The organism is Pseudomonas sp. AU11447, assembly GCF_001672555.2.
In the GTDB taxonomy this organism is placed as follows: Bacteria; Pseudomonadota; Gammaproteobacteria; order Pseudomonadales; family Pseudomonadaceae; genus Pseudomonas; species Pseudomonas nitroreducens.
The window spans coordinates 193,277-219,349 of sequence record NZ_LZDG02000043.1; the positions used below are offsets into that span (position 1 = coordinate 193,277).

The following is a 26,073-nucleotide window of genomic DNA, read 5'->3' on the forward strand; positions in this document are numbered from 1 at the left end:
GCCGCCGGCTCTATCCCGCGCCGTGCCGGGATGGTGGAGCAAGATTCACGCAGTCTATGACGCCGCCTGGAGTCTTTGCGATGACCAAAGGAACTGCTAGCTTCCGTCGAATGACCGCAATGACGGTTCGGTTTCGTTCAGGTACGAGGACAAGAATAAATGCAACCTGATTTCTGGAACGACAAACGCCCGGCCGGCGTGCCCAGCGACATTGACCTGACCGCCTACAAGTCGGTGGTGGAAGTCTTCGAACGCTCCTGCAAGAAGTTCGCCGACCGCCCGGCCTTCAGCAACATGGGCGTGACCCTGACCTACGCCGAGCTGGATCGCCTGTCCGCCGCCTTCGGCGCGTACCTGCAGAAGCACACCGACCTCAAGCCCGGCGACCGTATCGCCGTGCAGATGCCGAACATCCTGCAATACCCCATCGCCGTGTTCGGCGCCCTGCGCGCCGGCCTCATCGTGGTCAACACCAACCCGCTCTACACCGCCCGTGAGATGCGCCACCAGTTCAAGGATTCCGGCGCCCGCGCGCTGGTCTACGTGAACCTGTTCGGCAAGCTGGTGCAGGAAGTGCTGCCCGACACGGGCATCGAATACCTGATCGAAGCGCAGATGGGCGACCTGCAGCCGGCGCTCAAGGGCCTGCTGGTCAACACCGTGGTCAAGCACGTGAAGAAGATGGTGCCGGAGTACAACCTGCCCCAGGCCGTCTCCTTCAAATCGGCCTTGCGCCAGGGCCGCGGCCACGGCCTGCAACCGGTCAAGGTCGGCCTGGAAGACATCGCGGTGCTGCAGTACACCGGCGGTACCACCGGCGTGGCCAAGGGCGCCATGCTCACCCACGGCAACCTGGTGGCGAACATGCAGCAGGTGCATGCCTGTCTGCAGCAGCACGGGCCGGACGGCAAGCCGCTGATGCAGGTCGGCAACGAGGTGATGATCGCGCCGCTGCCGCTGTACCACATCTATGCCTTCACCGCGAACTGCATGTGCATGATGGTCAACGGCAACCACAACGTGCTGATCAGCAACCCGCGCGACATCCCCGGCTTCATCAAGGAACTGAAGAAGTGGCGCTTCTCTGCGCTGCTGGGCCTGAACACCCTGTTCGTCGCCCTGATGGACCGCCCCGAATTCAAGGAGCTGGACTTCTCCAACCTGAAGGTCACCAACTCCGGCGGCACTGCGCTGGTTACCGCCACCGCCGAGCGCTGGAAGGCCATGACCGGTTGCACCGTGGTCGAAGGCTACGGCCTCACCGAGACCTCCCCGGTGGTCAGCACCAACCCCTATGGCGACCAGGCCCGCCTGGGCACCGTCGGCATCCCGGTGCCGGGCACCGCGCTGAAGGTGATCGACGACGACGGCAACGACCTCGGCCTGGGCCAGCGTGGCGAGCTGTGCGTGAAGGGCCCGCAGGTGATGAAAGGCTACTGGCAGCGCGAAGAGGCCACCGCCGAGGTGCTGGACGCCGACGGCTGGCTGCGCACTGGCGACATCGCCGTGATCGACCCGGACGGCTTCACCCGCATCGTCGACCGCAAGAAGGACCTGATCATCGTCTCCGGCTTCAACGTCTACCCCAACGAGATCGAAGACGTGGTCATGGCCCACCCGAAAGTCGCCAACTGCGCAGCGGTCGGCGTGCCGGACGAGAAATCCGGCGAGGCGGTGAAGCTGTTTGTTGTCGCCCGCGAAGGCGGTGTGACCGTCGAGGAGCTCAAGGCCTACTGCAAGGAAAACTTCACCGGCTACAAGGTGCCCAAGCACATCGTGCTCAAGGACGCCCTGCCGATGACCCCGGTGGGCAAGATCCTGCGCCGCGAGCTGCGCGAAACCGCCTGAGACGAGCGTAAATGAAAAAGGGGGCTGATCCAGGATCAGCCCCCTTTTTTATGGCTGGTTGTCGGCCAGCGCTAGTCAACCACCACAGCCGCCACAGCAGCCGTCCTTCTTGCGCAGAATCTCGTAGAGATCGTCCTTGAGCTGCAGCTTCTGCTTCTTCAGCGACTCGATGGTGTCGTGCGATGCAGGGGTGATGCCGGCTTCCATGTTCTTGATCTCCTGGTCGAGATCGTTGTGGCTATGGAAGAGCTTTGCAAAGTGCGGGTCTTCGGCCTTGAGGCGGGTAATTTTTTCGCGGTATTCGGGAAACATGAGGGTTCTCCAGGAGAGTGCAAAAGTACTTTGCGGGAACCGCAAGGGGCCGGTGTTGAGGTAGATCACTGAAGACTGCGCAGCAAGGGCGCCCCGAGTGAGACCTTGTTCACAGCAGCAGGTGGCCGCAAATCACTTCCGGCGTACGAATTCGCGAAAAACCATCCGATCCGCAACGGCTGTTCCAGCCTTCCAGGCATAGGGTGGCTGAGCTCTCGTCACCGTTCTTTTTTCCGGTTTCATTTCCCTGAAATCTACTTTGTCAGACAATCCAACAAGGCTGAGAGCCTTCTGGGACGGGCTTTTCCGACGAAAGGGTGGTTGGTGACCGGAAAGCCTGTCTTCGGTCATTTTTCTTACGGACAAGGCTGTGTTTGGTGCTGGTCGCTGTTTCCCAAAGCTGATAATCTCGGCCCGCTTTTCGCTCCCCGAGCCGGGGGAAAGCGACATAAACACAACAAAGAACCGCGCACGCGGTAAAGATGAGCTGTTGCTTAGGAGTGGGCTTCCATGACCGACAATTTCTGGAAGGACAAATACCCAGTGGGGATCGCTGCCGAGATCAACGCTGACCAGTACCCGAACATCCTCGCGGTACTCAAAGAATCCTGCCAACGTTTTGCAGACAAGCCTGCCTTCAGCAACCTGGGCAAGACCCTGACCTACGGCGAGATGTACAAGCTCTCCGGGGACTTCGCCGCCTACCTGCAACAGAACACCGATCTCAAGCCCGGCGACCGCATCGCCGTGCAACTGCCCAACGTGCTCCAGTACCCGGTCGTGGTCTTCGGCGCCATGCGCGCGGGCCTGGTCGTGGTCAACACCAACCCGCTGTACACCGCGCGGGAAATGGAGCACCAGTTCAACGACTCCGGCGCCAAGGCGCTGGTGTGCCTGGCGAACATGGCGCACCTGGCCGAGGAAGTGCTGCCCAAGACCGGCATCCGCAATGTCATCGTCACCGAAGTGGGTGACATGCTGCCGCCGCTCAAGCGCTTCATCGTCAATTTCGTGGTTCGCAACATCAAGAAGATGGTGCCGGCCTACAACATCCCCAACGCGCAGAAGCTCACCGACGTCCTGGCCAAGGGCCGTGGCAAGGCGGTGAAGGAAGTCTCGCCGCACAACGACGACGTTGCCGTACTGCAGTACACCGGTGGCACCACCGGCGTGGCCAAGGGCGCGATGCTGACCCACCGCAACCTGGTCGCCAACATGCTGCAGTGCAAGGCACTGATGGGCGCCAACCTCAATGAAGGTTGCGAGATCCTCATCACCCCGCTGCCGCTGTACCACATCTACGCCTTCACCTTCCATTGCATGGCGATGATGCTCACCGGCAACCACAACATCCTGGTGACCAATCCGCGCGACCTGGCCAGCATGGTCAAGGAGCTGTCGCAGTGGAAGTTCACCGGCTTCGTTGGCCTGAACACCCTGTTCGTCGGCCTGTGCAACAACGAAGGCTTCCGCAAGCTGGACTTCTCCGCGCTGAAGCTGACCCTCTCCGGCGGCATGGCCCTGCAACAGGCCGCTGCCGAGCGCTGGAAGGACGTCACCGGCTGCGCCATCTGCGAAGGCTACGGCATGACCGAGACCAGCCCGGTGGTGTCGGTGAACCCGTTCCAGAACATCCAGATCGGCACCATCGGTATCCCGGTTCCGTCGACCCAGTGCAAAGTCATCAGCGATGACGGCCAGGACCTGCCGCTGGGCGAGCGTGGCGAACTGTGCGTCAAGGGCCCGCAGGTGATGAAGGGCTACTGGCAGCGCCAGGAAGCCACCGACGAGATCCTCGACAAGGATGGCTGGCTGCGTACCGGCGACATCGCGATCATCCAGGAAGACGGCTACATGCGTATCGTCGACCGCAAGAAGGACATGATCCTGGTGTCGGGTTTCAACGTGTACCCCAACGAGCTGGAAGACGTGCTCGCCACCCTGCCGGGCGTGCTGCAGTGCGCCGCCATCGGTATCCCGGACGAGAAGTCCGGCGAGGCGATCAAGGTCTTCGTGGTGTCCAAGCCGGGCGTCACGCTGACCAAGGAGCAGGTCATGCAGCACATGCACGACAACCTCACCGGCTACAAGCGTCCCAAGTCCGTGGAATTCCGCGACAGCCTGCCGACCACCAACGTCGGCAAGATCCTGCGCCGCGAATTGCGCGACGAGGAGCTCAAGAAACTCAAGGCTTGAGCCGATAAACAAGAAACCCGCCGCAAGGCGGGTTTTTTGATGGGGCAAGGAAGCCATGTCCCTTATCCGCCTGAGGTGAACGCCTTGAATACTGCCCTCCGTTTGCGCGCCAAGGTCCTGCTCCTGGCCATCGTGCCGATCCTGATCCTCACTCTGCTGTTGTGCGCCATCGCCACCGTCGCACTGAAGCAACTGGCGACGCAGCAGGAAGCGCAGATTCGCGAGAACCTCACCCAGGACCGCGAAGCGCAGCTGAAGAACTTCGTCGACGTCGCCCTGGCGGCCGTCGGCCCGGTTTACCAGGCTGCCGCTGACGGCGATGCCCAGGCGCGCGCGCAGGGCATTGCGATCCTCAAGCGCCTCGAATACGGCAAGGGCGGCTACTTCTGGGGTTACGACACCCGCTCCATCCGCGTCTTCCAGGGCACCAGCGACGAGCGCCTGGGCGAAGACTTCAGCGGTTACCGCGACCCCAATGGCGTCTACGCCATCCGCGAACTGGTGGCGGCGGGGCAGAGCGGCCAGCACTACGTGCGCTACAGCTTCACCCTGCCGGGCGGCAATACCATCGTGCCGAAGATCGGCTACGCGCATTACCTGCCCAAGTGGAACCTGGTGTTCGGTACTTCGCTCAACCTCGACGACGTCGAGCGCGAAGTGAAGGAAGCCGGTGCCACCTTCGACGCCAAGATCGACAACCTGCTGCTGCTCATGGGCGGCGCCGCGCTGGCGCTGCTGGTGGTGATCGGCCTGCTCGCCGGGCTGTTCAGCCGCACCATCGTCCAGCCCATCGTCCAGGTGCGCGATAACCTCGACGACATGGCCGCCGGCGACGGTAACCTGACCCATCGCCTGAACCTTGGCCGCCATGACGAACTGGGTGAACTGGCCGGCTCGTTCAACCGTTTCGTCGAGAAGATCCATGTACTGGTGCAACAGGTCGCCGGCACCACGAACCAGCTGTCGGGTCTGGTGGGTGATGTGGCCCAGCAGGCGCAGCGCTCCGAGCGCGCGATGGACGGCCAGCGTCACGAGACCGACCAGGTTGCCACCGCCATCAACGAGATGACCGCGGCTGCCCAGGAAGTCGCGCGCAGCGCACAGCAGGCCGCCGATGCGGCGCAGCAGACCGACCGCGAGGGCCAGGCCGCCAAGCGCGAGGTGGACCTCTGCGTGGCGCAGATCAACGACCTGGCCGGCGAGGTGCGCAGCAGCAGCGACTCCCTCGACACCTTGCGCCAGGACGTGCAGGGCATCGTTGGTGTGCTCGAAGTCATCCGCTCCATCGCCGAACAGACCAACCTGCTGGCGCTCAACGCCGCCATCGAAGCGGCCCGCGCCGGTGAGGCCGGGCGTGGCTTTGCCGTGGTCGCCGACGAAGTCCGCGCCCTGGCCAGCCGCACCCAGCAGAGCACCGGGGAAATCCAGCAGATGATCGACCGCCTGCGCGGCACCACGGAGGGCTCGGTGAGCGCCATGCAGCGCGCCAGCGACATGGCCGAGCGCACCCGTGGCCAGGCCAACCAGGCTGGCCAGTCGCTGGATGCCATCGCCCAACTGATCGGCACCATCAACTCGATGAACGCGCAGATCGCCAGCGCCGCCGAGGAGCAGACCGCGGTGGCCGAGGAGATCAACCGCAGCGTGCACCAGATCGCCGGCGGCGTGGAAAGCGTGGCGGACGACGCAGCCAAGGGCGCGCGTACGGCGACCGAGCTGAACGGCCTGGGCGAGCGCCTGCGCCAGCTCGTGGGGCAGTTCCGCATCTGAGCGGAGCCGCGCGTTGGCGGCGTCGCAGTGGTTTCGAATCGGAAGCGCCCATGGAAGGGAGCTTGCGTTCCGCTGAGCGTGCCAAGCCGGTAGCGCATTCAGTGGCAGCCCGAACAACCGGCTGCCCGGCCGATCGCAAGCCTGTCCCCCTCAAGGACCCTCCACCGGCGCCTCCGCGTTGGAGAGAGTCAACATTCCCCGCGGTACTTTCGGAAATCACCGATATCTCCATGGCACTGCCGCTCGTAGCCTCGGCCGGCGTTTCCACTGTCACGGAGTTCTAGCGCCATGCACCTCATCTGGACAATCTGTATCGGCTTCGTTGCGGGGCTTGTAGCGCGGTGGTTGGCGCCTGGGAGCAATTCCCTGGGGCTCTTCATCACCGCCGCCCTGGGTATTGCCGGCGCGCTGCTGGCGACCTTCGCGGGGCAGGCCTTGCACTTCTACCAACCCGGCGAGTCCACGGGCTTCATTGGCGCGGTCATCGGCGCCGTTGCCCTGCTCGTCCTCTACCACTTGCTGTTCGCCAAAAAGAGCTGAGGAAATTCGCCATGAGTTTGATGGATTCGTTGTTGCAGCAAGTGGTTGGTGCCGTCGGTGGCAATCTGGACGAGCACCTTGAAAATGCGCCCGCCGGCGCACTGGGGCAGAGCCTCACCGCCATGTTCCATTCCGATCAGACGCCGCCTTTCGCCAACACGGTGAGCCAGTTGTTCGGCCAGTCCAGCGATGTGCAGCGTGCGGGCATGCTGAATCAGTTGCTGGCCGCCGCTGGCCCGGCACTGCTCGCCCAGATGATGAGCGGCGGCCTGGGCAAGGTGCTGCAGCCAGGCGCGACGCAGCTGACGCCGGAACAGGCCGGACAGTTGAGCGCGTCGGAGGTGGAGGTGATGGCTGCCCAGGCGGAAAAGGCCAACCCCGGCGTAGTCGAAAGCATCGGCAACTTCTATGCCCAGCATCCCACGCTGATCAAGACCCTCGGCGGCGCGGCACTGGCCATCGCCCTGGCCAAGCTGCGCGAGCACCAGCAGGCCTGACTCCCGGCGGGGCGCGATGCCCCGCCAATCCGGGCCGCTACGCATTCGGCGTGGCGGCCCTTGCCGGTCCTCTGCGACAATCCACGGATTGTCGCCATGACAGCCCACTTTCCGGGACCGGCCTCGCTCGTTTGCGCTGCGCCGCTTCCCGCGCATACGCCAGCGAAGCCGATGACCCCAGAAACCACGCCGACTCCCGAACAGCTCCTGCAGCGCATGGACCATGCGCTGATCCGCGACCGCCATCGCCTGCGCCGGCAGCTCCACGAACTGCGCAAGCACCCGGACGACGCCAAGCTCGCCCAGTGGGCCGAGCGTTTCCAGGCCTCCTGCGCCAAGGTCGAGGCGCGCCGTGCGAGCATTCCGAAGATTCGCTACGACGACAGCCTGCCCATCGCCGCCAAGCGCGACGAGATCAAGGCCGCGCTGGAAAAGAGCCAGGTGGTGGTGATCGCCGGCGAAACCGGTTCGGGCAAGACCACCCAGCTGCCGAAGATCTGCCTGGAGCTGGGCCGCGGCACCCACGGCCTGATCGGCCACACCCAGCCGCGCCGGCTGGCCGCGCGCAGCGTGGCGACCCGCGTCGCCGAGGAAATCGGCACGCCACTGGGCTCGCTGGTCGGCTACCAGGTGCGCTTCGAGGACCAGAGCGACGAAAGCACGCTGATCAAGCTGATGACCGACGGCATCCTGCTGGCCGAGACCCAGCACGACCGCTACCTGGAACGCTACGACACGATTATCGTCGACGAAGCCCACGAACGCAGCCTGAACATCGACTTCCTGCTCGGCTTCCTGAAGACGCTGCTGCCGCGCCGTCCCGACCTGAAGCTGATCATCACCTCGGCGACCATCGACCTCGAACGCTTCTCCAAGCATTTCGGCGATGCACCCATCGTCGAGGTCTCGGGCCGCACTTACCCGGTGGACACCTGGTACCGACCGCTCGCCGCGGAAGTGGACGAGGACGGCGAGGCGCTGTTCGACGACCTGTCCGTGGACCAGGGCATCCTTCGTGCGCTGGACGAGATCGCCGCCCACGAACGCGAGATCGGCAAGCGCCCCGGCGATGTGCTGGTGTTCCTCCCCGGCGAGCGCGAGATCCGCGACGCCGCCGACATGCTGCGCAAGGCCAACCTGCGCCATACCGAGGTGTTGCCGCTGTATGCGCGCCTGACGCCGGCCGAGCAGCAGAAGATTTTCGCGCCCATGCCGGGGCGCAAGATCGTGCTCGCCACCAACGTCGCCGAGACCTCGCTGACCGTGCCGGGCATCCGCTACGTGATCGATAGCGGCACCGCGCGCATCAGCCGCTACAGCTACCGCGCCAAGGTCCAGCGCTTGCCCATCGAAGCCGTCTCGCAGGCCAGCGCCAACCAGCGCAAGGGCCGTTGCGGCCGGGTCGAGCCGGGCATCTGCGTGCGCCTGTACAGCGAGGAAGACTTCAACGGCCGCCCGGCCTTCACCGATCCGGAAATCCTGCGCACCAACCTGGCGGCGGTGATCCTGCAGATGCTCCATCTGCGACTGGGCGACATCGAGGCCTTCCCCTTCATCGAGCCGCCGGATGGCAAGGCGATCAACGACGGCTTCACCCTGCTGCAGGAACTCTCGGCAGTGAACCGCGAGGGCCAGCTCACACCGCTGGGCCGCCAGCTCGCGCGCCTGCCCATCGATCCGCGCCTGGGCCGCATGCTGCTGGAGGCCGCACAACTGGGCAGCCTGCCGGAAGTCCTCACCGTGGCCAGCGCGCTGTCGGTGCAGGACCCGCGCGAGCGGCCGATGGATCGCCAGCAGGCCGCCGACCAGGCCCACGCACAGTGGAAGGACCCGGACTCGGACTTCGCCGCCCTGATCAACCTCTGGCGCGGCTTCGAGGAGCAGCGCCAGGCGCTGGGCTCCAACCCGCTGCGCAACTGGTGCCGGAAGAATTTCCTGAACTACCTGCGCCTGCGCGAGTGGCGCGATGCGCACCGCCAGCTGACGCTGATCTGCCGCGAATTGCAGCTGCCTTTCGGCTCGAAGTCGGACGGTGCCCAGCGCAAGAGCGAACCCGTCCGCGAGCAGGCCAAGCCGCACGACAACCGTGGCCGCCAGCCGGTCGCCAAGGCGGATGAGCCGAAGGCCCGCGACATCGACTACGCCGCCGTGCACAAGGCGATCCTCTCCGGCCTGCTCAGCCAGATCGGCCAGAAGGCGGAGGAGGGCGACTACCTCGGCGCGCGCCAGCGGCGCTTCTGGATTCATCCCTCCAGCGTCATCGGCCGCAAGAAGCCGCAGTGGATCATGGCCGCCGAGCTGGTGGAGACCACCAAGCTGTTCGCCCGCATGGTCGCGAAAATCGAGCCGGACTGGCTGGAACCGCTGGCCGGGCACCTGGTGAAGAAGAACTACCTGGAACCGCACTGGGAGAAGCGCCGCGGCCAGGTGGTGGCCTACGAGCAGGTCACCCTGTACGGCCTGATCATCATCGGCCGCCGCGCCGTGCACTACGGCCCGATCGATGCGCCGGTGTCCCGCGAGATGTTCATCCGCGAGGCGCTGGTGCGCGGCGAGATCAACAGCCGCGCCAAGTGCCTGTCGGCCAACCGCCAGTTGCTGGAGAAGCTCGACGAGCTGGAAGCCAAGGCGCGCCGGCGCGACATCCTCGCCGACGAGGAAACCCTGTTCGCCTACTACGACGAACGACTGCCGGCGGATATCTACCAGTCCGCCAGCTTCGAGAAATGGTACGAGCGCGAGCACAAGGCAAAACCGGACCTGCTGATCATGCGCGAGGAAGATGTCCTCGCCCGCGATGCCAGTGAAGTCACTGCTGGTCTTTACCCGGATCGCCTGCAGCTGGGTGAGTTGCAGTTGCCGCTCACCTACCATTTCGAACCGGGCCACGTGCGTGACGGCGTGACCCTGCGCGTGCCGGCGCCACTGTTGCCGCAACTGCCTGCCGAACGCCTGGAATGGCTGGTGCCGGGCCTGCTGGAAGCCAAGTGCATCGAGCTGGTGCGCAGCCTGCCCAAGGCCATCCGCAAGAACTTCGTGCCGGTGCCGGACTTCGTCCGCGCAGCGCTGGGCAAGATGGTCTTCGCCGAGGGCGCGCTGTCCGAATCCCTCGGCCGCGAGCTGCAGCGCATGACCGGCAGCCGCGTGCCGGAAGAGGCCTGGGCGGAAGCCGAGACCCAGGTGGAAAGTCACCTGCGCATGAACATCGAAGTGGTCGACGCCCGTGGCAAGTTCCTTGGCGAAGGTCGTGATCTGGCGGAGCTCACCGCGCGCTTCGCCGAGGCCAGCCAGGCGGCGCTGGCGATTCCGCAGGCCGACAAGCCGCAAAAACCAGTGGAAGCCAAGGGCTTCGCCGGGGTGGCGGAAAAGGTCCAGCAGAAGGTCGCCGGGCTGTCGATGACGGTCTATCCGGCGCTGGTGGAAGAGGCTGGCGTGGTCAAGGAAAACCGCTTCCCGACTCAGGCCGAGGCCGACTACCAGCACCGCCGCGCCCTGCAACGCCTGCTCCTGCAACAGCTCGCCGAGCCGGCCAAGTTCCTGCGCAGCAAGCTGCCGGGGCAGACCGACATGGGCCTGCTCTACCGCGAGCTGGGCCGGGTCGAGTCGCTGGTGGAGGACATCCTGCTGGCCAGCCTGGACAGCGCCATTCTCGACGGTGAAGCCAACCTGCCGCGCGATGGCGCCGGGCTCGCGTCACTGGCCGAGAAGAAGCGCGGCGCCTGGACCGAACACGCCGAGCGCATCGCTCGCCTGACCCTGGAAATCCTCAAGCTCTGGCATGGCTTGCAGAAGCGCTTCAAGGGCAAGGTCGATCTGGCCATGACGGTGCCGCTCAACGATGTGAAGGGGCAACTGGCCAGGCTGGTCTACCCCGGCTTCGTGCGTGACACGCCGCTGGAATGGCTGAAGGAAATCCCGCGCTATCTGAAGGCTGTGGAACAGCGTCTGGACAAGGTCGCCGGTCAGGTCCAGCGCGACCGCGTGTGGAGCGGTGAGATGGCCGGCTACTGGGAGCAGTACTCGGCGCGCCTGGCCAAGCATGCCCAGGAGGGCAAGCGCGACCCGGAGCTGGTGCTCTATCGCTGGATGCTGGAGGAATACCGCGTCTCGCTGTTCGCCCAGCAGCTGGGGACGAAGATTCCGGTGTCGGACAAGCGCTTGTCGAAGCAGTGGAGCCAGGTCGAGGCCTGACGCTCAGGCTTCCTGTAGGAGCGAGCAAGCTCGCTCCTACAGGAAGTGAACCGTTAATCCCGTTTCGGAATGTTCAGCCCGCGCTGCACCGCAGGCCGCGCCAGGAAGCGCTCCAGCGCGCGCTTCACGTTCTGGAAGTTCTCGAAACCGACCAGACCACCCGCCTCGTAGAAACCGACCAGGTTGCGGATCCACGGGAAGGTGGCGATGTCGGCGATGGTGTAGCGCTCGCCCATGATCCAGTCGCGGCCTTCCAGGCGCTGGTCGAGCACGGCCAGCAGGCGCTTGGCTTCGTCGACGTAGCGCTGCAGCGGGCGCTTGTCCTCGTAGTCCTTGCCGGCGAATTTGTTGAAGAAGCCGATCTGGCCGAACATCGGGCCAATCCCGCCCATCTGGAACATCAGCCACTGCAGCGTCTCGTAGCGACCGCTGGCGCCGGGGGCGATCAGCGAGTCGGTCTTGTCGGCGAGGTAGACCAGGATCGCGCCGGACTCGAACAGCGCCAGCGGCTGGCCGTCCGGCCCGTTGGGGTCGAGGATCGCCGGAATCTTGTTGTTCGGGTTCAGCGAAAGGAATTCCGGGCTCATCTGGTCGTTGCGCTCGAAGCTGACCAGGTGCGGCTCGTAGGGCAGGCCGAGCTCTTCCAGCATGATCGACACCTTCACGCCATTGGGCGTGGGCAGCGAGTACAGCTGCAGGCGGTCAGGGTGTTCGGCGGGCCATTTACGGGTGATGGGGAACGCGGAAAGGTCTGACATGCATACTCCGGTCAGGTCACTGGGAAAAGCAGCGGAAGGCCTGAGGATAGACCTCCGGAAGCGGCCGGTCATGACCCGCGCGCGACAAAAAGGTAAGGTGCGGCCCCATAGTCAACGGAGAAGGAACCCACCATGAGCCTGCACGGCACCTACGACCCGCAGAACATCTTCGCCCAGATCATTCGCGGCGAAGCCCCCTGCTACAAGCTGTACGAGGACGACGACGTGCTCGCCTTCCTCGACCTGTTCCCGCAGTCCTACGGCCATGCGCTGGTGATTCCGAAGAATTCGCCGGCGCGCAACATCCTCGAAGTCGACCCTGACGCCTTGTCCAAGGTGATGCGGGTGGTGCAGCGCCTGACCGGCGTGATCGTCGAAGAGCTCAATCCCGATGGCGTGCAGGTCGCCCAGTTCAACGGCGCGCCCGCCGGGCAGACGGTGTTCCATATCCACGTGCACATCGTCCCGCGCTATGCCGGTGAAGGCCTGGGTATCCACGCGGCGAACAAGGCCGAGGCGGCTGAACTGGAGAAGCTGCAGGCGCGCCTCGTTGCCCGTCTGAACGGCTGAGGCGCGCCAGGCGGTTATTCGACGGCGGGCTTGATGTCGAAACCGGTGCGGTTGTCGCTGACGATGCGGAAGGCGTTGTTGCCGCCCGGCTCGAGCGGCACCAGCAGTTCGCGGCGCAGCATGGCCTTGCTGCACAGGCCTTCGCCGTCCTTGTCGCCGATGATGCCGACCACGTGCTTGCCCGCCGGCACGTGGAAGCTGGCCGACTCGCCCTTGCCGATGCGCGCGGCTATTTCGTGGTCGATGGTGATGGCGACGTAGCAGCCGCCACCGAGATAGCCGACGTCGCGGGTGACGTCGACCTTGACGCTGTCCTTGCCGGGTTGCTGGTAGGCCAGCAGGCGGTCGGTGGGGACGGGATGGACCTCGTCGTTCTGGTACGAGGCACAACCGGAAAGCGCGAGCACGGACAGGACGGCAAGAATCGAACGCATAGATTTCCTCCATGGACAATGCAGCCTAGGCTAGCCCATCCGGCTGGTTTCCGTCGGCTTGGCAACGCGCTGTAGGAATTTGGAGTAGTCTTCAGCAAACGTGAGCCGGGCTGGAGCGCTCGGCCGCCGCCATCGAGGCCGACCCGCCGGGCGGTTGAGCCAAGGAGCAGGGCGATGCACCGCAACAGCGATCCTGACCATCTGTTCGAGTCCAGCGCCGGACCGACCGGCCTGGAGGAGGCAGACCATCGTCTGCTGATGCGGTTGATCTTTACCTGTACCGGCGCGACGCTGGGATTGTTCTCGATTCTCCAGTTCTTCGCCGGCAACTACTGGCTGGCCGGTGCCGAACTGGCCACCTGCGGCCTGCTACTGTGGGCCACGCAGCGGCTCAAGCGGGTAACGCGCCTGGTGCCCTGGATCATCGCCTACCTGCTGCCGACCTTCTGCTTCATCCTCTACATCATCGTCATGCCCAACGCTTCGGCATCGGCCTTCGTCTGGGTCTACCTGATGCCCGTGATGGCTTACCTGCTGCTGGGCAAGTGGCGCGGCTTCCTGCTTGCCGTTCCGTTCATGCTGATCGCCACGGTCATGTACCTGCACGCCAATCACCTGCGCCTCGATGCCCCGGGGTTGATTGACATCGGCAATGGCATCTTCTGTGGCGTCCTGGTGATCGCCTTCATGCACGTGTACGAGGAGCGGCGTGCGGCCGCCTACAAGCAGCTGCGGAACCTGGCGCTGACCGACGCGCTGACTGGGGTGGCCAGCCGCGAGAGTTTTCAGCGCACGTTGCGCCGTTGCATCCAGGAGGCGGCGCGCTACGAGACGCGGCTTGTGTTGGTGGTGCTGGACGTCGACCATTTCAAGAACATCAACGACCAGTGGGGCCACGATGCCGGCGACAAGGCCCTGCAGCATCTGTGCAATCGCCTGCGCCACCGCCTGCGCGCCACCGACCTGATCGGCCGGCTGGGCGGCGAGGAATTCGGCCTGTTGCTGCCCTTCACCGACCGCTTCGACGCCAAGCCGCTGGTGGAGTCCCTGCGCCGGGATATCGACGAGGCGCCGCTGATGTACCACGGCCAGCGTATCCCGATCTCAGCCACCTTCGGCCTCGCCGAATGGCCGGGCGACGGGCTGGATGCGGACGAACTGTACCGCTGCACCGACCGTCGCCTGTATCGCGGCAAGGCTGAGGGGCGCAACCGCCTGGTCTACAGCGATCCGGTCTGAGTGCGCCTGGCGGCCAGCGGCTCGGCCAGGCGCGCATAGGCCGTGCGCACCTGGCGGGCCATCTTCCGTTCAACCCATTCGTAGCTCAGCCAGGACAGCAACAGGATGGCTGGCACGCTGATGCCCAGCGTCTGGTAGGGCGTCAGGCCCAGCCGTTCATGCAGCCAGTACGCGGCCAGCCAGAGCACGATCACGTGCAGCAGGTAGACCGAATAGGACCAGTCGCCCAGCGCATGCAGCACCCGGTTGCGCTCGAACAGCGGTTCCAGCGCCACGCAGGCGGCGAGCAGCGCGGCGGCGGGCAGGCCCCAGGTCAGCAGGCGCCAGGGATGGTCGGCAGGGAACAGCGCGATGGTCGCCACTGCCATCGCGGCTGTCGCCAGCGCCAGCGGTCGCGGCCAGTCCAGCCAGCCGCGCCGGTACAGCGCCGCGAGGCCCAGGCCGAGGAGGAACTCGAAGATGATCGGGTTGCGGTAGAAGTTGCTGACCCATGGCTCGCGCGCCAGTACCTGCGCCACCAGCAGCACCAGTGCGGTCACCAGCCAGGGACGCCAGCGTTCGGCAACCAGGAAGGAGAGGGCGAACAGGCCGTAGAAGAGCATCTCGAAGTTCAACGTCCAGCCCACCGGTAGCACCGGATACTTGCCGAAGCCGCCGGGGTTCTCGCTGGGGATGAACAGCATGGACAGCAGCAGCGACTTGCCGCCGACGCCGTAGACCGGCATCACGTCGGCGAAGGCATAGATGATCAACGCGGTGATCGCCGTGTATAGCCAGTAGGCCGGGGCGACGCGGGCCAGGCGCTGGACCAGGAAGGTCACCGGCGACATCGGTCGGCCGGCGCTGGAAAGGTGGATCACGAAGCCGCTGAGGACGAAGAAGATGTCGACGCCGACCTGGCCACGGGTGGAGAGCAATCTGCCGCCGAGGCTGTCGGCGCGGAAATCGAAGAACACCTGCATGAAGTGATGGAATACCACCAGCCAGGCGGCCAGTGCCCGCAGTGCCTGAAGCGAAACCAGCATGGGTGGGCGAGCCCTCCGTCTGTGGGAAAAGAAAAGGGGCGCGACAGTGCGCGCCCCTTTCCTCGACAGTGCGGCTTCGCCGATCGTTCACCGTGCCTGCTGGACGGTGCCCGCCGGCAGCGCCGGGCCGCGCTCCAGGCGCAGGCAGATCAGCGCTGTGGCGATGGCCGCCACCGGCAGCAGGGCGCCGACCCAGGGCAGTGCGGCGAGGCCGGGGCCGTGGTCGATGGTCATGCCGCCGAGCCAGGCACCCAGCGCGTTGCCGAGGTTGAACGCAGCGATGTTGAAACTGGCTGCCACGCTCTGGCCGGCACCATGGGCTTTCTCCAGCACCCACATCTGCAGCGGTGGCACGGTGGCGAAGCCGGCGGCGCCGAGCAGGGCAATGAAGACGACCACGGCGATCTGGTTCTGCAGCGCAAAACTCATCAACCCCATGACCACCGCCAGCGCCACCAGGCTGCCAAGCAGGGCGGGCACCAGCTTGCGGTCGGCCAGCTTGCCGCCGAGCAGGTTGCCCAGCACCAGCCCGCCGCCGAATACCAGCAGCACTGGCGACACGGCGCTTTCGGAGAAGCCGGCGAGTCGAGTCAGCAGCGGCGACACGTAGCTGAACACGGTGAACACGCCGCCGAAGCCGAGCACGGTGGTCAGCAGGCCAAGCAGCACGGCCGGGCGCTTCAGCACGCGGAAGTCGTCGCGCAGGTTGCCGGCCGCCGGCGGAGCGCCGTTGCGCGGCAGATAGATCGCCAGGATCGCCAGGGCCAGCACACCGATGCCGGTCACCACCCAGAAGGCCGCACGCCAGCCGTACAGTTGGCCGAGCCAGGTGCCCAGCGGGACGCCAAGGATGGTGGCGACGGTCAGGCCGGTGAACATCAGGGCGATGGCCGAGGCGCGGCGTTCGGCCGGCACCAGGCTGGTGGCGACCACCGAGCCGACGCCGAAGAAGGTGCCGTGGGCGAAGGAGGTCAGCACCCGCGCGGCCATCAGCGTGGCGTAGTCCGGTGCCAGGGCACAGGCGAGGTTGCCGAGGGTGAAGATCACCATCAGCCCCAGCAGCGTGCGGCGCTGCGGCCAGCGCGCGGTTAGGGCGGTGAGCAGCGGTGCGCCGAGCACCACGCCGAGGGCGTAGCCGGAAATCAGCAGGCCGGCAGCGGAGATCGACACGCCGAAGTCCTGGCCGACCTCCAGCAGCAATCCCATGATCACGAATTCGGTAACGCCGATGCCAAAGGCACCGGCGGTCAAGGCATACAAGGCAATGGGCACGATGGCTCTCCCTAGTGATTCGTAGAATGGGCGCCACCTTATCTCCGCGCGTATTGCTGATATAGACTGCCTTTGAGCAAATCACCTGTGAATTGAATTCAACATGGCGCGCCCTGACGTCAACCGCTTCGGCGAAATGGAAGTCTTCATCCGCGTGGTGGAAACCGGCGGTTTCACCGCCGCCGCGCAGCAGTGCGGGATGACACCCTCGGCAGTGAGCAAGCTGGTGGCGCGCCTGGAGGATCGCCTCGGCGCGCGGCTGTTCAACCGTTCAACCCGACGCCAGCAGCTCACGGCCGAGGGCGCGGCCTTCTACGAGCGCAGCCTGCGCATCCTCGCCGACCTGGACGAAGCTGAGCGCGAAGCCTCGGCCAGCGCCGAGCCCCAGGGCCGGGTACGCATCAGTTGCAACCTGCCGGTGGGGCGGCAATTCCTCATTCCGGCGCTCCCGCTGTTCTTCGAGCGCTACCCCGGCGTCAGTCTGGACCTGCAACTGACCGATGAAGTGGTGGACCTGCTGGAAGTGCGTGCAGACGTCGCCGTACGCAGCGGACCGCTGCGGGATTCGCGGCTGGTGGCGCGTTCACTGGGGGAGTCCGGGCACAAGATTGTCGCCGCACCCGAGTACCTGGCGCGACACGGTACGCCACAGCATCCGCGTGAGCTGCGCGCATACAACTGCCTGGGCTTCAGCTACCGGCGCGTCGAGCCGGACTGGCCATTCCTCGGCAAGCAGGCGGACGATCCCGAGCCCAACGGCAACCTTTTGGCCAGTGACGGCGACAGCGTGCGCCACCTGGCTTTGGCGGGATTAGGGCTGGCGCGGCTGGCGGAGTTCCAGGTGCGTGGGGATATCGCTGCCGGACGGCTGGTGGAGGTGCTGGCGGACTTCAACCCCGGCGATCGCAAGCCCATGCATGCGCTCTATCTGGGCAAGCCGGGGCACTTGCCCGCGCGGGTACGCGCGGTGCTCGACTTCCTCGCCGAGCACGTGCGCATCGACTGACTCAGGCGGCTTCGAGCAGCGCCAGGGTGTCGGTTGCACCCATCATTCTTGCCGCGGCCAGCGGAGTCAGGCCGCTGGCGTCGCGAGCATCGCGGTTCGCGCCGTGCTCCAGCAGGCAGCGGACGATTTCCGGGCGGTTGAACATCGCGGCCATCATCAGCGCGGTCTTGCCGTCGGGCGAGGCGCCGTCCACCTGGGCGCCGCGGCCGAGCAGCAGGCGGACCATCTCCAGGTCGCCCTTGAAGGCGGCGCCGGCCAGCGGTGTCTGGCCCGCATTGTTGCGCAGGTCCGGGTCGGCGCCGTGCTCCAGCAGCACGGCCACGGTGTCGTGGTGGCCATAGTAGCTGGCCAGCATCAGCAGGCTGTCGCCCTTGTGGTTGCGCAGGTTGGCCGGCAGGCCCTGGCCCAGCAGGCTGGCCAGGCGCTCGGTGTCGCCCTGGCGGGCGAGGTCGATCACCTGGTTGGCGAATTCCAGGGTCTGTTCGTCCATTTCCGGGCGGTTCGCAGCATTCATCCTGAAGTCTCCTTGGCAATGTCGGGAATGATTCGCAGGATAAGGATCCGCGCGCTCTGGCGCGCTAACGCCGTGCCTATGGTGCCGGTGGAAAAAATCAATCCCTTGCTTCAAGGCAGGCATGGCGTGATTTGCGTCTGTAATCTTGCGTAAATGCCGTCCTCGCACGGCGGCTTTTCGGCGAATTTTGCAGCATAATCAGCGACCAGCGGTTGCACCTGAGGTGAAACCGCAAACCGCCGGGCGGGCAAAGGTGCCGCCCCGGCAAGGGAGTGGCAAACTGCCCGGTTGCAGGGATTGCCATCCCAGAGGCTTCGCGCAGGGCGCGCAAGCCCATGAATATTCGGTGCCGGCCAATGCGCGGGCACCTTGCTGCCTAACCCAGCCGCCCGGCCCGGCGGCTTTGAGAATTGAAGAGGATTGACCGTGCATAAAGTCGTGATCAGCGGAACCGGCCTGTATACCCCGCCGTTCAGCATCTCCAACGATGAACTGGTGGAATCCTTCAACAGCTACGTCCGCAGTTACAACGACCAGCACGCTGACGCCATTGCCAAGGGCGAAGTGGAAGCCCTCTCCGAGTCCAGCTCGGCGTTCATCGAGAAGGCTTCGGGCATCAAGAGCCGCTTCGTGGTGAACAAGGAAGGCATCCTCGACCCGCAGCGCATGGCATCGCGCATCCCGGAGCGCTCCAACGACGACTGGGGCATCCTCTGCGAGATGGCCGCTGCCGCTGCCAAACAGGCGCTGGAACGCGCCGGCCGCAAGCCCGAGGACATCGACGGCGTGATCGTCGCCTGCTCCAACCTGCAGCGCGCCTACCCGGCTGTGGCCATCGAAGTACAGGCTGCCCTGGGCATCCAGGGCTTCGGCTACGACATGAACGTCGCCTGCTCCTCGGCCACCTTCGGCATCCAGGCCGCGGTGAACAGCGTGCAGCTGGGCCAGGCCCGCGCGATTCTGATGGTCAACCCGGAAATCTGCACCGGCCACCTGAATTTCCGCGACCGCGACAGCCACTTCATTTTCGGTGACGCCGCTACCGCCGTGATCATCGAGCGCGCCGACCAGGCGACTTCCAAGCACCAGTTCGACGTAGTCAGCACCAAGCTGCTGACCCAGTTCTCCAACAACATCCGCAACAACTTCGGCTTCCTCAACCGCGCGGCGGAAGAGGGCATCGGCACTCGCGACAAGTTGTTCGTGCAGGAAGGCCGCAAGGTGTTCAAGGACGTCTGCCCGATGGTGGCCGAGCTGATTGGCGAGCACCTGGCGCAGAACGACATCCCGGTCAGCGACGTGAAGCGCTTCTGGCTGCACCAGGCCAACCTGAACATGAACCTGCTGATCACCCGCAAGCTGATCGGCCGCGACGCCGAGCCGCACGAGGCGCCGGTGATCCTCGACACCTACGCCAATACCAGCTCGGCTGGCTCGGTGATCGCCCTGCACAAGTACCAGGACGACCTGCCCGCCGGTTCCATCGGCGTGCTGAGCTCCTTCGGCGCCGGTTACTCCATCGGCAGCGTGATCCTGCGCAAGCGCTGATCGTGCCCGCCGACGACAACGAGCTGTTGTCGCGCCTGCTGGCCGGTGACCAGCAGGCCTTCCGCACCCTGGTCGCGACCTACCAGGGTGCGATGCGCGCCGTCGCCATCGCCATTCTCGGCAGCGCCCATGCCGACGAGGTGGTGCAGGACGCCTGGCTTGCCGCTGTGCGCAACCTCGATGGTTTCCAGGGCCGCTCCAGCCTCAAGACCTGGCTGCTGACCATCACTGCCAACACCGCCAAATCCCGCCTGCGCAAGGTTCGTCGCGACGTTTCGCTGGACGAGCTGCCTGCGCCCCACGGCAGCATCGACGATTCCCGCTTCGCCGCCGACGGCCACTGGAGCCCGGCGCCGTTGGCGTGGCACGAGGACTCGCCCGAGGCCCTGCTGGCCGAGGACGAGCTGCGCCAATGCCTGGAAAAGACCCTGCTCAGCCTCTCCGAATTGCAGCGCAGCGTGTTGCTGCTGCGTGAGCGCCAGGGCCTGGAATTGGAGGAGATCTGTAATCTGCTGGAGGTTTCGCTCTCCAATGCCAGGGTGCTGCTGCACCGTGCGCGGCTGAAGGTGTTCGCCACCGTGGAGCACTTCGAGGAGACCGGGGAATGCTGACCTGCAAGGAACTGGTGGCGCGCTCCAGCGACCTGCTGGACGAACAGTTGGGCTGGCGCGAGAAGATCGCGTTGCGCCGGCACCTGCTGCTGTGCCGCCACTGCCGGCGCTACCTGCGGCAGATGCGCCTGACCCAGGCGACCCTGCGCCTGCTGCCAGAACCGCCTCGCCCGGACTCGGAGCGCCTGGCTGACCATCTCGCCGAGCTTCGCCGGGACAGCGCACGGCGCTGATGCTGGTGTCCTGCCTGTCTTTGGAAAGCGGACGCTTTCTGGGGCCGTGATGTGCCTATTCCGCAAGAGGTTGTTCGTTGACCAGGCTGTCGGCCAGAGCCTGCTCAATCGACATGATGTTTTCTGGCCTCAGCGGCCACTGGGGATTGCCGGCGATGGCCATCGTCCAGTCGTAGGGGAAGTAGTCATGCATTTGCCTGCTCGCGCCGACCTGGCAGCGATGGATCAAGAGCTCTTGAGCTTCAACCAGCGCAAGTCGTTGAAGCTCCAGATCCTTCAGTGTTTCTGCCGCTTCGGGGTCCGCCAGATCGATGCTCCCGTCCACGTTGTAGAGTGTGAGATTCCCGATTTCATACGTGCGATGGAAAGCAGTTCTCCAGCGTGAGTTGTTTCCCCAGCCGTGGGAAAGATCGTGCACGGGACGGTGATTGCGGTGGTTCGTGAAGTACAACGTGCTGCAGTCGGCAAAACCGTTGATGATCTGGAGGGACTGAGGACAGGAAATGTCGACAGCGCAGCGGGAGAAGATCAGCTCTCCGAATTTCAATCCTGGCCAATGGCAATGGCCCAGGGCAATACTCTGCTCGGCGGTGGAGTTATCCACCGACATTACTTCGCAAAGTGCAGGGTTGAATTGGGCGGGCGGATCGAACGGCACAAAACCCAAAGCTCGGAAGAACTGCTGGTATTCGCTAAGCGAAAAGTCCGAAGCGCACAGCAAGTGTTCGTTGATGACGGACAGGGCGAACAGTTCCTGAAGCTTTTCCTGATCCACGGTGCCGGGCCTTGAGCTGTTCAGTCTCTTCAGCGGCTCAAGTGTGCTCATGAGCGCGTGAAGCTCCTCGAGGGATCGCTTTAGAAGTTCTTCGTAGCGTCCCTCTCCGCTGTGCTGGATGAGTGCGTAATAGAGCGACCGAAAGCTGTCGTGCTTCATGGGGATCGAAAGTTTCCTTCGGGGGAATGGCGTGGTTTTGCTACGAGACTCAGGACGAATGGGTATGCACGCAGGATTGCTGTCCCTTTCGGTGTGACGATCAGGCGCATCAAGCCTGTTGCGCCCGCCACGCATCCAATCCCCCCGACAGGGCCCAGGTACGCGGATGCCCAAAAGCCTGCAGCCGCTCCGCCAGCATCGCTGCGGAAAGCTCGTGTGGGCAGGCGCAGTAGATCACCACGTCCTTGTCCTCCAGGCTGTCGCGCAACTCGTCCAGCTTCCCGTCCAGGCTGAAGGCGATGGAGCCGGGAATCGCCTCGTCATCGAATTGCGCGCGCACATCGAGGATCAGCGGTGGCTGGCCTGCGTCCAGGCGTGCGCGCAGCTCATCGACGCTGATGCGTGGAATCCGCGCGGTGCGCTTGAGCAGGCTGAAGCGCTGCCAGAGCTTCCAGGCGATGAACAGTGCGAAGGCGCCCAGCAGCACCGCTACGCCAAGGCTCGCGTACTCGGTGAGCCAACCCAGGACACGATCCACGGCATCGCTGAAGATGCTCCCGAGCATCAGCGCCGAGCCCGCCCAGAGCGCGGCGCCGGCACAGTCGTAGGCGAGGAAGCGTGGCAGCGGCGTGCGGGTCATGCCGGCCATGGTGGTGGTCAGCGCGCTGGCACCGGGGAGGAATCGCGAGATCAGCAGCGCCCGCGGCCCGATGCGGAGGTACAGGCTCTGGCTCTGGCGGATGCAACTGTCAGGCGACAGCGAAACCTTGCACACGCTGCGCAGCATGAAGCCGCCATAGCGTCGCCCGGCGCTGAACCAGATCAAATCGGCAATCAGGCAGGCGCACACGGCCACGGCCAGCGCCTGCCCCAATGGAACGCCGCTTCCCTGCAGGGCAAGTGCTCCGGCGACGATCAATGCCGGATAGGCGGGAATCGGCAAGCCGAGTTGTTCCAGCAGGACGTTGAAGAACAGCAGCGTCAGGCCGTGCTGCTGGATCAAGGGTTGCAGTTCATGCATGGGTAAGCCTGAGGGCGCTGTCTTTCAGAAGTGAGGTCGGAGCATACCGCCAAAGAGGCCGACAGAAACGGCTGAAAGCCTAGTCGGGCGTGGTCCTGAGCCTTTATGCCATAAGGAAATCAAAAGTTCCTTTGTAATAAAAGTTTTATCTACGAGCAACCGATCTGAAATAACCCCTCGCCAAGATTCCCAGCAACACAAACGGGGGCCGCCAGAACGGCCTGTGCGAGTCCTTGGGGGGCGCGCAGCAGCCAGGCACTCGGCGTGTTCAACGCAAATACCATTAAGGGGAATCTTCGATGATCCGTAAGCACTTCGCCGGTTACGCCGCCACTGCCCTGGCACTGGCCGTTTCCGCCCAGGCTTTCGCAGGCACAGTCACCACCGATGGCGCCGATATCGTGATCAAGACCAAAGGCGGTCTTGAAGTTGGCACCACCGACAAGGAATTCAGCTTCAAGCTCGGTGGCCGTCTGCAAGCGGATTACAGCCGCTTCGATGGTTTCTACACCAAGAACGGCAACAACGGTGACGGCGCCTACTTCCGCCGTGCCTACCTGGAACTGGGCGGCACTGTCTACAAAGACTGGAAATACCAGATCAACTACGACATGTCCCACAACTCCGGTAACGCTGACAACGGTTACTTCGACGAGGCTTCCTTCAGCTACACCGGCTTCAGCCCGGTTACCCTGAAGTTCGGCCGCTTCGACCCGGACTTCGGTCTGGAAAAAGCCACCAGCTCCAAGTGGGTCACCGCCACCGAGCGTACCACTGCCTACGAACTGGCTGATTGGATCAACACCCACCAGGACGGCATGGGTGCCCAGGTTGGCGGCGTCGTCGCCAACATGGCTTACCTGGACGCCGGCGTATACGCCAAGGATGCCGACGACACCGACGGCGACAGCGTCAAGCAGTTCAACTTCCGTGGCGTGTTCGCTCCGCTGAACACCGACGGCAACGTGCTGCACATTGGTGTGGACTACGCCTACCGCGACCTGGACGACGTAGCCTTCGACTCCCGCATCCGTCCGCGTCTGGGCATGCGTGGTATCGCCACCAACGGCGGTAACGATGCTGGCGACAACGGCAACCGCGCTACCTTCGGCGGCGCCACCCTGAGCCCGGCCGGTTCCTACAAGGACGACTCCACCTGGGGTGCTGAATTCGCCTACGCCTTCGGCCCGTTCTCCGCTCAGGCCGAGTACCTGAAGCGCAAGCTGAAGGCTGATGCCGACGCTTACGAAGACATCAAGGCTGACGGCTACTACGGCCAACTGGCTTACACCATCACCGGTGAATCCCGCGTGTACAAGCTCGATGGCGCCAAGTTCGACACCATCAAGCCGTCCAACAAGGAAATCGGTGCCTGGGAAGTCTTCTACCGTTACGACCACATCAAGGTCGATGACCCGAACGTGGTTGTGGCTACCGCTACCCGCGACGTGGGCGACACCAAGGCCAGCACCAACACCATCGGTGTGAACTGGTACGCCAACGAAGCCGTGAAGGTCTCCCTGGACTACGTCCACGTCAGCACCGACGGCATCCGCAATGCCAACGGCGACGACGACGGCAACGGTGTCGTGACCCGTCTGCAGTACGTGTTCTAAGAACTACAGCAATACCGTTTGACTCCTTTGTGTGAACCCCCGCCTCGGCGGGGGTTTTTTTATGGGAGTCGGAAAGCTTTTCTGTAGGATCGAGGGGGACGCCATCGTTATTGCTCGCGAACCTGCTGCATGCCAGAGCAGTCTGAAGCCTCGTTCGCGAGCAGGCTCGCTCCTGCACGGTTTGCCTCAGCGAAAGCCGGGCCTCGCCGGGCGCTGGCGGAATTCGAATTCGAGCAGTTCATCGAACGGATTGCCCATTTCCAGCCGCGTCCAGCCCAGCTTGATGAGGAAGGCCAGCGCCCCCTGGTTGTCTGGCCTCACGCTGGCGCGCCACAAGGGGCTGCTCTGCAGTTCCGCTCGGCTCATCACCAGCGCCATCACTGCGCGCCCTACGCCTGAGCCGCGCAACTCCGGGCGCACGGCGAGATCAGTGACGAAATAGTACGGGTGCTCGGGGCTCGGCAGGCAAATACCCACTACTGCCACCAGCACATCGCCACGCAGGATGCTGTACAGGACTCTGTCCGGAGCGGTCAGCAGCTGTTCCAGCCAGTCACGGTCCATCGGGCCAAGCTGCGCAAAGAGCACGGGGTCGGCGAACCAGCTTTCGTACGGCGGGAAGTCTTCCGCCTGGAAAGGGCGAATCTGCATGCGGGCGCTCTCCGGTGCAGCTTTGGGAAGTTTCACACTCGCATCTGCTGGGCGATTGCGTCAATCGACCCTGAGCGCTCGCGTCATTGAGGCCGCGCGTGGCCAGCACCTACCCTGCGGGCACTCAACCCACCGGGAGTCGATCATGCTGCGCAATCACTTCGAGACCGAACACAACCTGTTCCGCGATGCATTCCGTTCCTTCCTCGACAAGGAAGTGGTGCCCCACCAGGACGAATGGGAAGAAGCCGGCGTGGTGGACCGCTGCGTCTGGCGCAAGGCGGGGGAGATGGGCTTCCTGTTGCCCTGGGCAGAAGAGGAGTACGGCGGAACCGCTCTGAAGGATTTCCGCTACGAACAGATCATGTGCGAGGAACTGGCCGCCATCAACGAGCCGGGTTTCATGATCCCGCTGCACTCGGCGCTGTGCGGCCCCTACATCGCCGAGTATGGCAACGCTGAGCAGAAGGCCCGCTGGCTGCCCGGGATCATCCGTGGCGAGAGCATCCTCGCGGTGGCGATGACCGAGCCTTCCGCCGGCTCTGATCTCGCTGGCATGCGCACCACGGCGGTGGACAAGGGCGATCACTACGTCCTAAACGGCTCCAAGGTGTTCATCTCCAACGGCCTGCTGGCGGACCTGGTGATAGTCGCGGCCAAGACCGACCCGGCGAACAAGCACGCCATGGGCCTGTTCGTGGTCGAGCGCGGCATGCAGGGCTTCGAGCGCGGGCGCAATCTGAAGAAGCTGGGCATGAAGAGCCAGGATACCGCCGAGCTGTTCTTCAACGACGTGAAGGTGCCCAAGGAAAACCTGCTGGGCGACGCCAAGGGCGGCTTCTTCTACCTGATGAACATGCTGGCGCAGGAGCGACTGACCAACGCCTGTGGCGCGGTGGCTGGCGCCGAGGCCGCGCTGAACGCGACCGTCGACTACGTGAAGGAGCGCAAGGCGTTCGACCGTCCGATTGCGCATTTCCAGAACACCCGCTTCAAGCTCGCCGAGATGCGTACGCAGATTGACGTGGCGCAGGTTTTCACCGACCGCTGCGTGATGGACCACAACCAGAAGAAGCTCACCCCCGAAGTGGCCGCCGAAGCCAAGCTGTTCACCACCGAGCTGCTCTGCAAGGTGGTCGATGAAGGCGTGCAACTGCACGGCGGCTGGGGTTACATGTGGGAGTATCCGATCTGCAAGATGTACGCGAATGCGCGCATCCAGCGCATCTTTGCCGGTACTTCGGAGATCATGAAAGAGATCATCAGCCGCGGCATGAAGCTCTGAGG

At 64.5% G+C, this 26,073-nt stretch carries 22 protein-coding genes and 2 pseudogenes; 15 read left to right on the top strand and 9 right to left on the bottom strand.

The window, feature by feature from the left end:
• Nucleotides 1–159: 159 nt before the first annotated feature.
• Nucleotides 160–1,848 carry a long-chain-fatty-acid--CoA ligase FadD2 gene (gene fadD2 / locus A6723_RS14325; RefSeq protein ID WP_054907418.1) on the top strand — a complete coding sequence of 563 codons (1,689 nt, stop codon included), beginning with the start codon at nucleotides 160–162 and terminating at the stop codon, nucleotides 1,846–1,848.
• Nucleotides 1,849–1,923: 75 nt separating this feature from the next.
• Here fadD2 and A6723_RS14330 read toward each other — a convergent pair whose 3' ends face one another.
• On the bottom strand, nucleotides 1,924–2,160 hold the full coding sequence (locus tag A6723_RS14330) for a YdcH family protein (protein ID WP_054907419.1): 237 nt from the start codon (nucleotides 2,158–2,160) through the stop codon (nucleotides 1,924–1,926).
• 510 nt (nucleotides 2,161–2,670) lie between these two features.
• On the opposite strand from A6723_RS14330, the gene fadD1 reads away from it, so the two are divergent.
• The 6 genes and pseudogenes from fadD1 (at nucleotide 2,671) to hrpA (ending at nucleotide 11,354) form a co-directional block, all read left to right on the top strand.
• Nucleotides 2,671–4,356: a long-chain-fatty-acid--CoA ligase FadD1 gene (gene fadD1 / locus A6723_RS14335; RefSeq protein WP_054907420.1), complete on the top strand. Its 1,686-nt coding sequence runs from the start codon at nucleotides 2,671–2,673 to the stop codon at nucleotides 4,354–4,356.
• Nucleotides 4,357–4,395: 39 nt separating this feature from the next.
• Nucleotides 4,396–5,268, top strand: a pseudogene (locus A6723_RS32650) (cache domain-containing protein); the annotation flags it as partial.
• 258 nt (nucleotides 5,269–5,526) lie between these two features.
• Nucleotides 5,527–6,126 (top strand): annotated as a pseudogene (locus A6723_RS32655) (methyl-accepting chemotaxis protein); the annotation flags it as partial.
• Between the two features lie 288 nt (nucleotides 6,127–6,414).
• Nucleotides 6,415–6,666 (top strand): GlsB/YeaQ/YmgE family stress response membrane protein, encoded by a 252-nt coding sequence (locus A6723_RS14345; RefSeq protein ID WP_054907421.1) that lies wholly within the window; start codon nucleotides 6,415–6,417, stop codon nucleotides 6,664–6,666.
• 11 nt (nucleotides 6,667–6,677) lie between these two features.
• The gene (locus tag A6723_RS14350) at nucleotides 6,678–7,163 is read left to right on the top strand and encodes a hypothetical protein (RefSeq protein ID WP_054907422.1); all 486 of its coding nucleotides are present in this window, start codon (nucleotides 6,678–6,680) and stop codon (nucleotides 7,161–7,163) included.
• Nucleotides 7,164–7,334: 171 nt separating this feature from the next.
• The gene (gene hrpA / locus A6723_RS14355) at nucleotides 7,335–11,354 is read left to right on the top strand and encodes an ATP-dependent RNA helicase HrpA (protein WP_054907423.1); all 4,020 of its coding nucleotides are present in this window, start codon (nucleotides 7,335–7,337) and stop codon (nucleotides 11,352–11,354) included.
• 53 nt (nucleotides 11,355–11,407) lie between these two features.
• Here the strand turns inward: hrpA and A6723_RS14360 are convergent, their stop codons facing one another.
• Nucleotides 11,408–12,112: a glutathione binding-like protein gene (locus A6723_RS14360; protein ID WP_054907424.1), complete on the bottom strand. Its 705-nt coding sequence runs from the start codon at nucleotides 12,110–12,112 to the stop codon at nucleotides 11,408–11,410.
• 132 nt (nucleotides 12,113–12,244) lie between these two features.
• On the opposite strand from A6723_RS14360, the gene A6723_RS14365 reads away from it, so the two are divergent.
• Entirely contained in the window at nucleotides 12,245–12,682 is a 438-nt protein-coding gene (locus A6723_RS14365) for an HIT family protein (protein ID WP_054907425.1), read from the top strand.
• A 14-nt stretch (nucleotides 12,683–12,696) separates the two neighbouring features.
• On the opposite strand, the gene A6723_RS14370 is transcribed toward A6723_RS14365, so the two are convergent.
• Entirely contained in the window at nucleotides 12,697–13,116 is a 420-nt protein-coding gene (locus A6723_RS14370) for a hypothetical protein (RefSeq protein WP_054907426.1), read from the bottom strand.
• A 174-nt stretch (nucleotides 13,117–13,290) separates the two neighbouring features.
• Between A6723_RS14370 and A6723_RS14375 the strand changes: the two genes are divergently transcribed.
• Nucleotides 13,291–14,355, top strand: a complete 1,065-nt coding sequence (locus tag A6723_RS14375; RefSeq protein WP_064979759.1) for a GGDEF domain-containing protein — start codon at nucleotides 13,291–13,293, stop codon at nucleotides 14,353–14,355.
• Here the strand turns inward: A6723_RS14375 and A6723_RS14380 are convergent.
• The gene (locus A6723_RS14380; protein ID WP_054907428.1) at nucleotides 14,337–15,380 is read right to left on the bottom strand and encodes an acyltransferase; all 1,044 of its coding nucleotides are present in this window, start codon (nucleotides 15,378–15,380) and stop codon (nucleotides 14,337–14,339) included. The genes A6723_RS14375 and A6723_RS14380 overlap by 19 nt on opposite strands.
• 87 nt (nucleotides 15,381–15,467) lie before the next feature.
• Nucleotides 15,468–16,652 carry an MFS transporter gene (locus A6723_RS14385; protein ID WP_054907429.1) on the bottom strand — a complete coding sequence of 395 codons (1,185 nt, stop codon included), beginning with the start codon at nucleotides 16,650–16,652 and terminating at the stop codon, nucleotides 15,468–15,470.
• A gap of 103 nt (nucleotides 16,653–16,755) precedes the next feature.
• Between A6723_RS14385 and A6723_RS14390 the strand changes: the two genes are divergently transcribed.
• A complete protein-coding gene (locus tag A6723_RS14390; protein ID WP_054907430.1) occupies nucleotides 16,756–17,658 on the top strand; it encodes a LysR family transcriptional regulator in 903 nt (300 codons plus the stop codon).
• 1 nt (nucleotide 17,659) lies between these two features.
• Here the strand turns inward: A6723_RS14390 and A6723_RS14395 are convergent, their stop codons facing one another.
• Entirely contained in the window at nucleotides 17,660–18,172 is a 513-nt protein-coding gene (locus A6723_RS14395) for an ankyrin repeat domain-containing protein (RefSeq protein ID WP_054907431.1), read from the bottom strand.
• Nucleotides 18,173–18,598: 426 nt separating this feature from the next.
• Between A6723_RS14395 and A6723_RS14400 the strand changes: the two genes are divergently transcribed.
• The 3 genes from A6723_RS14400 to A6723_RS14410 are packed head-to-tail and all read left to right on the top strand — an operon-like array spanning nucleotide 18,599 to nucleotide 20,564.
• A complete protein-coding gene (locus A6723_RS14400; RefSeq protein WP_054907491.1) occupies nucleotides 18,599–19,720 on the top strand; it encodes a beta-ketoacyl-ACP synthase III in 1,122 nt (373 codons plus the stop codon).
• 2 nt (nucleotides 19,721–19,722) lie between these two features.
• Nucleotides 19,723–20,331: an RNA polymerase sigma factor gene (locus A6723_RS14405; RefSeq protein WP_054907432.1), complete on the top strand. Its 609-nt coding sequence runs from the start codon at nucleotides 19,723–19,725 to the stop codon at nucleotides 20,329–20,331.
• Nucleotides 20,325–20,564: an anti-sigma factor gene (locus tag A6723_RS14410; protein WP_054907433.1), complete on the top strand. Its 240-nt coding sequence runs from the start codon at nucleotides 20,325–20,327 to the stop codon at nucleotides 20,562–20,564. The genes A6723_RS14405 and A6723_RS14410 overlap by 7 nt, the downstream gene beginning before the upstream one ends.
• A gap of 55 nt (nucleotides 20,565–20,619) precedes the next feature.
• Here the strand turns inward: A6723_RS14410 and A6723_RS14415 are convergent, their stop codons facing one another.
• The gene (locus A6723_RS14415; RefSeq protein ID WP_054907434.1) at nucleotides 20,620–21,498 is read right to left on the bottom strand and encodes a hypothetical protein; all 879 of its coding nucleotides are present in this window, start codon (nucleotides 21,496–21,498) and stop codon (nucleotides 20,620–20,622) included.
• Nucleotides 21,499–21,607: 109 nt separating this feature from the next.
• Nucleotides 21,608–22,519 carry a DedA family protein/thiosulfate sulfurtransferase GlpE gene (locus tag A6723_RS14420; RefSeq protein WP_054907435.1) on the bottom strand — a complete coding sequence of 304 codons (912 nt, stop codon included), beginning with the start codon at nucleotides 22,517–22,519 and terminating at the stop codon, nucleotides 21,608–21,610.
• Nucleotides 22,520–22,818: 299 nt separating this feature from the next.
• On the opposite strand from A6723_RS14420, the gene A6723_RS14425 reads away from it, so the two are divergent.
• Nucleotides 22,819–24,135, top strand: a complete 1,317-nt coding sequence (locus tag A6723_RS14425; RefSeq protein ID WP_054907436.1) for an OprO/OprP family phosphate-selective porin — start codon at nucleotides 22,819–22,821, stop codon at nucleotides 24,133–24,135.
• 186 nt (nucleotides 24,136–24,321) lie between these two features.
• Here the strand turns inward: A6723_RS14425 and A6723_RS14430 are convergent, their stop codons facing one another.
• Complete coding sequence (locus A6723_RS14430) at nucleotides 24,322–24,786, bottom strand: GNAT family N-acetyltransferase (RefSeq protein WP_054907437.1); 465 nt, start codon at nucleotides 24,784–24,786, stop codon at nucleotides 24,322–24,324.
• A 145-nt stretch (nucleotides 24,787–24,931) separates the two neighbouring features.
• Here A6723_RS14430 and A6723_RS14435 point away from each other — a divergent pair, with 145 nt between their 5' ends.
• A complete protein-coding gene (locus tag A6723_RS14435; protein WP_054907438.1) occupies nucleotides 24,932–26,071 on the top strand; it encodes an acyl-CoA dehydrogenase family protein in 1,140 nt (379 codons plus the stop codon).
• Nucleotides 26,072–26,073 lie beyond the last annotated feature (2 nt).

Excerpts from the sequence above, each read along its gene's own strand:
- A6723_RS14425 (WP_054907436.1), top strand. The coding sequence starts at position 22,819 with ATGATCCGTAAGCACTTCGCCGGTTACGCCGCCACTGCCCTGGCACTG.
- A6723_RS14345 (WP_054907421.1), top strand. The coding sequence starts at position 6,415 with ATGCACCTCATCTGGACAATCTGTATCGGCTTCGTTGCGGGGCTTGTA.
- A6723_RS14415 (WP_054907434.1), bottom strand. The coding sequence starts at position 21,498 with ATGAAGCACGACAGCTTTCGGTCGCTCTATTACGCACTCATCCAGCAC.
- A6723_RS14380 (WP_054907428.1), bottom strand. The coding sequence starts at position 15,380 with ATGCTGGTTTCGCTTCAGGCACTGCGGGCACTGGCCGCCTGGCTGGTG.
- A6723_RS14430 (WP_054907437.1), bottom strand. The coding sequence starts at position 24,786 with ATGCAGATTCGCCCTTTCCAGGCGGAAGACTTCCCGCCGTACGAAAGC.
- A6723_RS14360 (WP_054907424.1), bottom strand. The coding sequence starts at position 12,112 with ATGTCAGACCTTTCCGCGTTCCCCATCACCCGTAAATGGCCCGCCGAA.
- A6723_RS14410 (WP_054907433.1), top strand. The coding sequence starts at position 20,325 with ATGCTGACCTGCAAGGAACTGGTGGCGCGCTCCAGCGACCTGCTGGAC.
- hrpA (WP_054907423.1), top strand. The coding sequence starts at position 7,335 with ATGACCCCAGAAACCACGCCGACTCCCGAACAGCTCCTGCAGCGCATG.
- A6723_RS14365 (WP_054907425.1), top strand. The coding sequence starts at position 12,245 with ATGAGCCTGCACGGCACCTACGACCCGCAGAACATCTTCGCCCAGATC.
- A6723_RS14395 (WP_054907431.1), bottom strand. The coding sequence starts at position 18,172 with ATGAATGCTGCGAACCGCCCGGAAATGGACGAACAGACCCTGGAATTC.
- A6723_RS14420 (WP_054907435.1), bottom strand. The coding sequence starts at position 22,519 with ATGCATGAACTGCAACCCTTGATCCAGCAGCACGGCCTGACGCTGCTG.
- A6723_RS14435 (WP_054907438.1), top strand. The coding sequence starts at position 24,932 with ATGCTGCGCAATCACTTCGAGACCGAACACAACCTGTTCCGCGATGCA.
- A6723_RS14350 (WP_054907422.1), top strand. The coding sequence starts at position 6,678 with ATGAGTTTGATGGATTCGTTGTTGCAGCAAGTGGTTGGTGCCGTCGGT.
- A6723_RS14375 (WP_064979759.1), top strand. The coding sequence starts at position 13,291 with ATGCACCGCAACAGCGATCCTGACCATCTGTTCGAGTCCAGCGCCGGA.
- A6723_RS14330 (WP_054907419.1), bottom strand. The coding sequence starts at position 2,160 with ATGTTTCCCGAATACCGCGAAAAAATTACCCGCCTCAAGGCCGAAGAC.
- fadD2 (WP_054907418.1), top strand. The coding sequence starts at position 160 with ATGCAACCTGATTTCTGGAACGACAAACGCCCGGCCGGCGTGCCCAGC.
- fadD1 (WP_054907420.1), top strand. The coding sequence starts at position 2,671 with ATGACCGACAATTTCTGGAAGGACAAATACCCAGTGGGGATCGCTGCC.
- A6723_RS14370 (WP_054907426.1), bottom strand. The coding sequence starts at position 13,116 with ATGCGTTCGATTCTTGCCGTCCTGTCCGTGCTCGCGCTTTCCGGTTGT.
- A6723_RS14390 (WP_054907430.1), top strand. The coding sequence starts at position 16,756 with ATGGCGCGCCCTGACGTCAACCGCTTCGGCGAAATGGAAGTCTTCATC.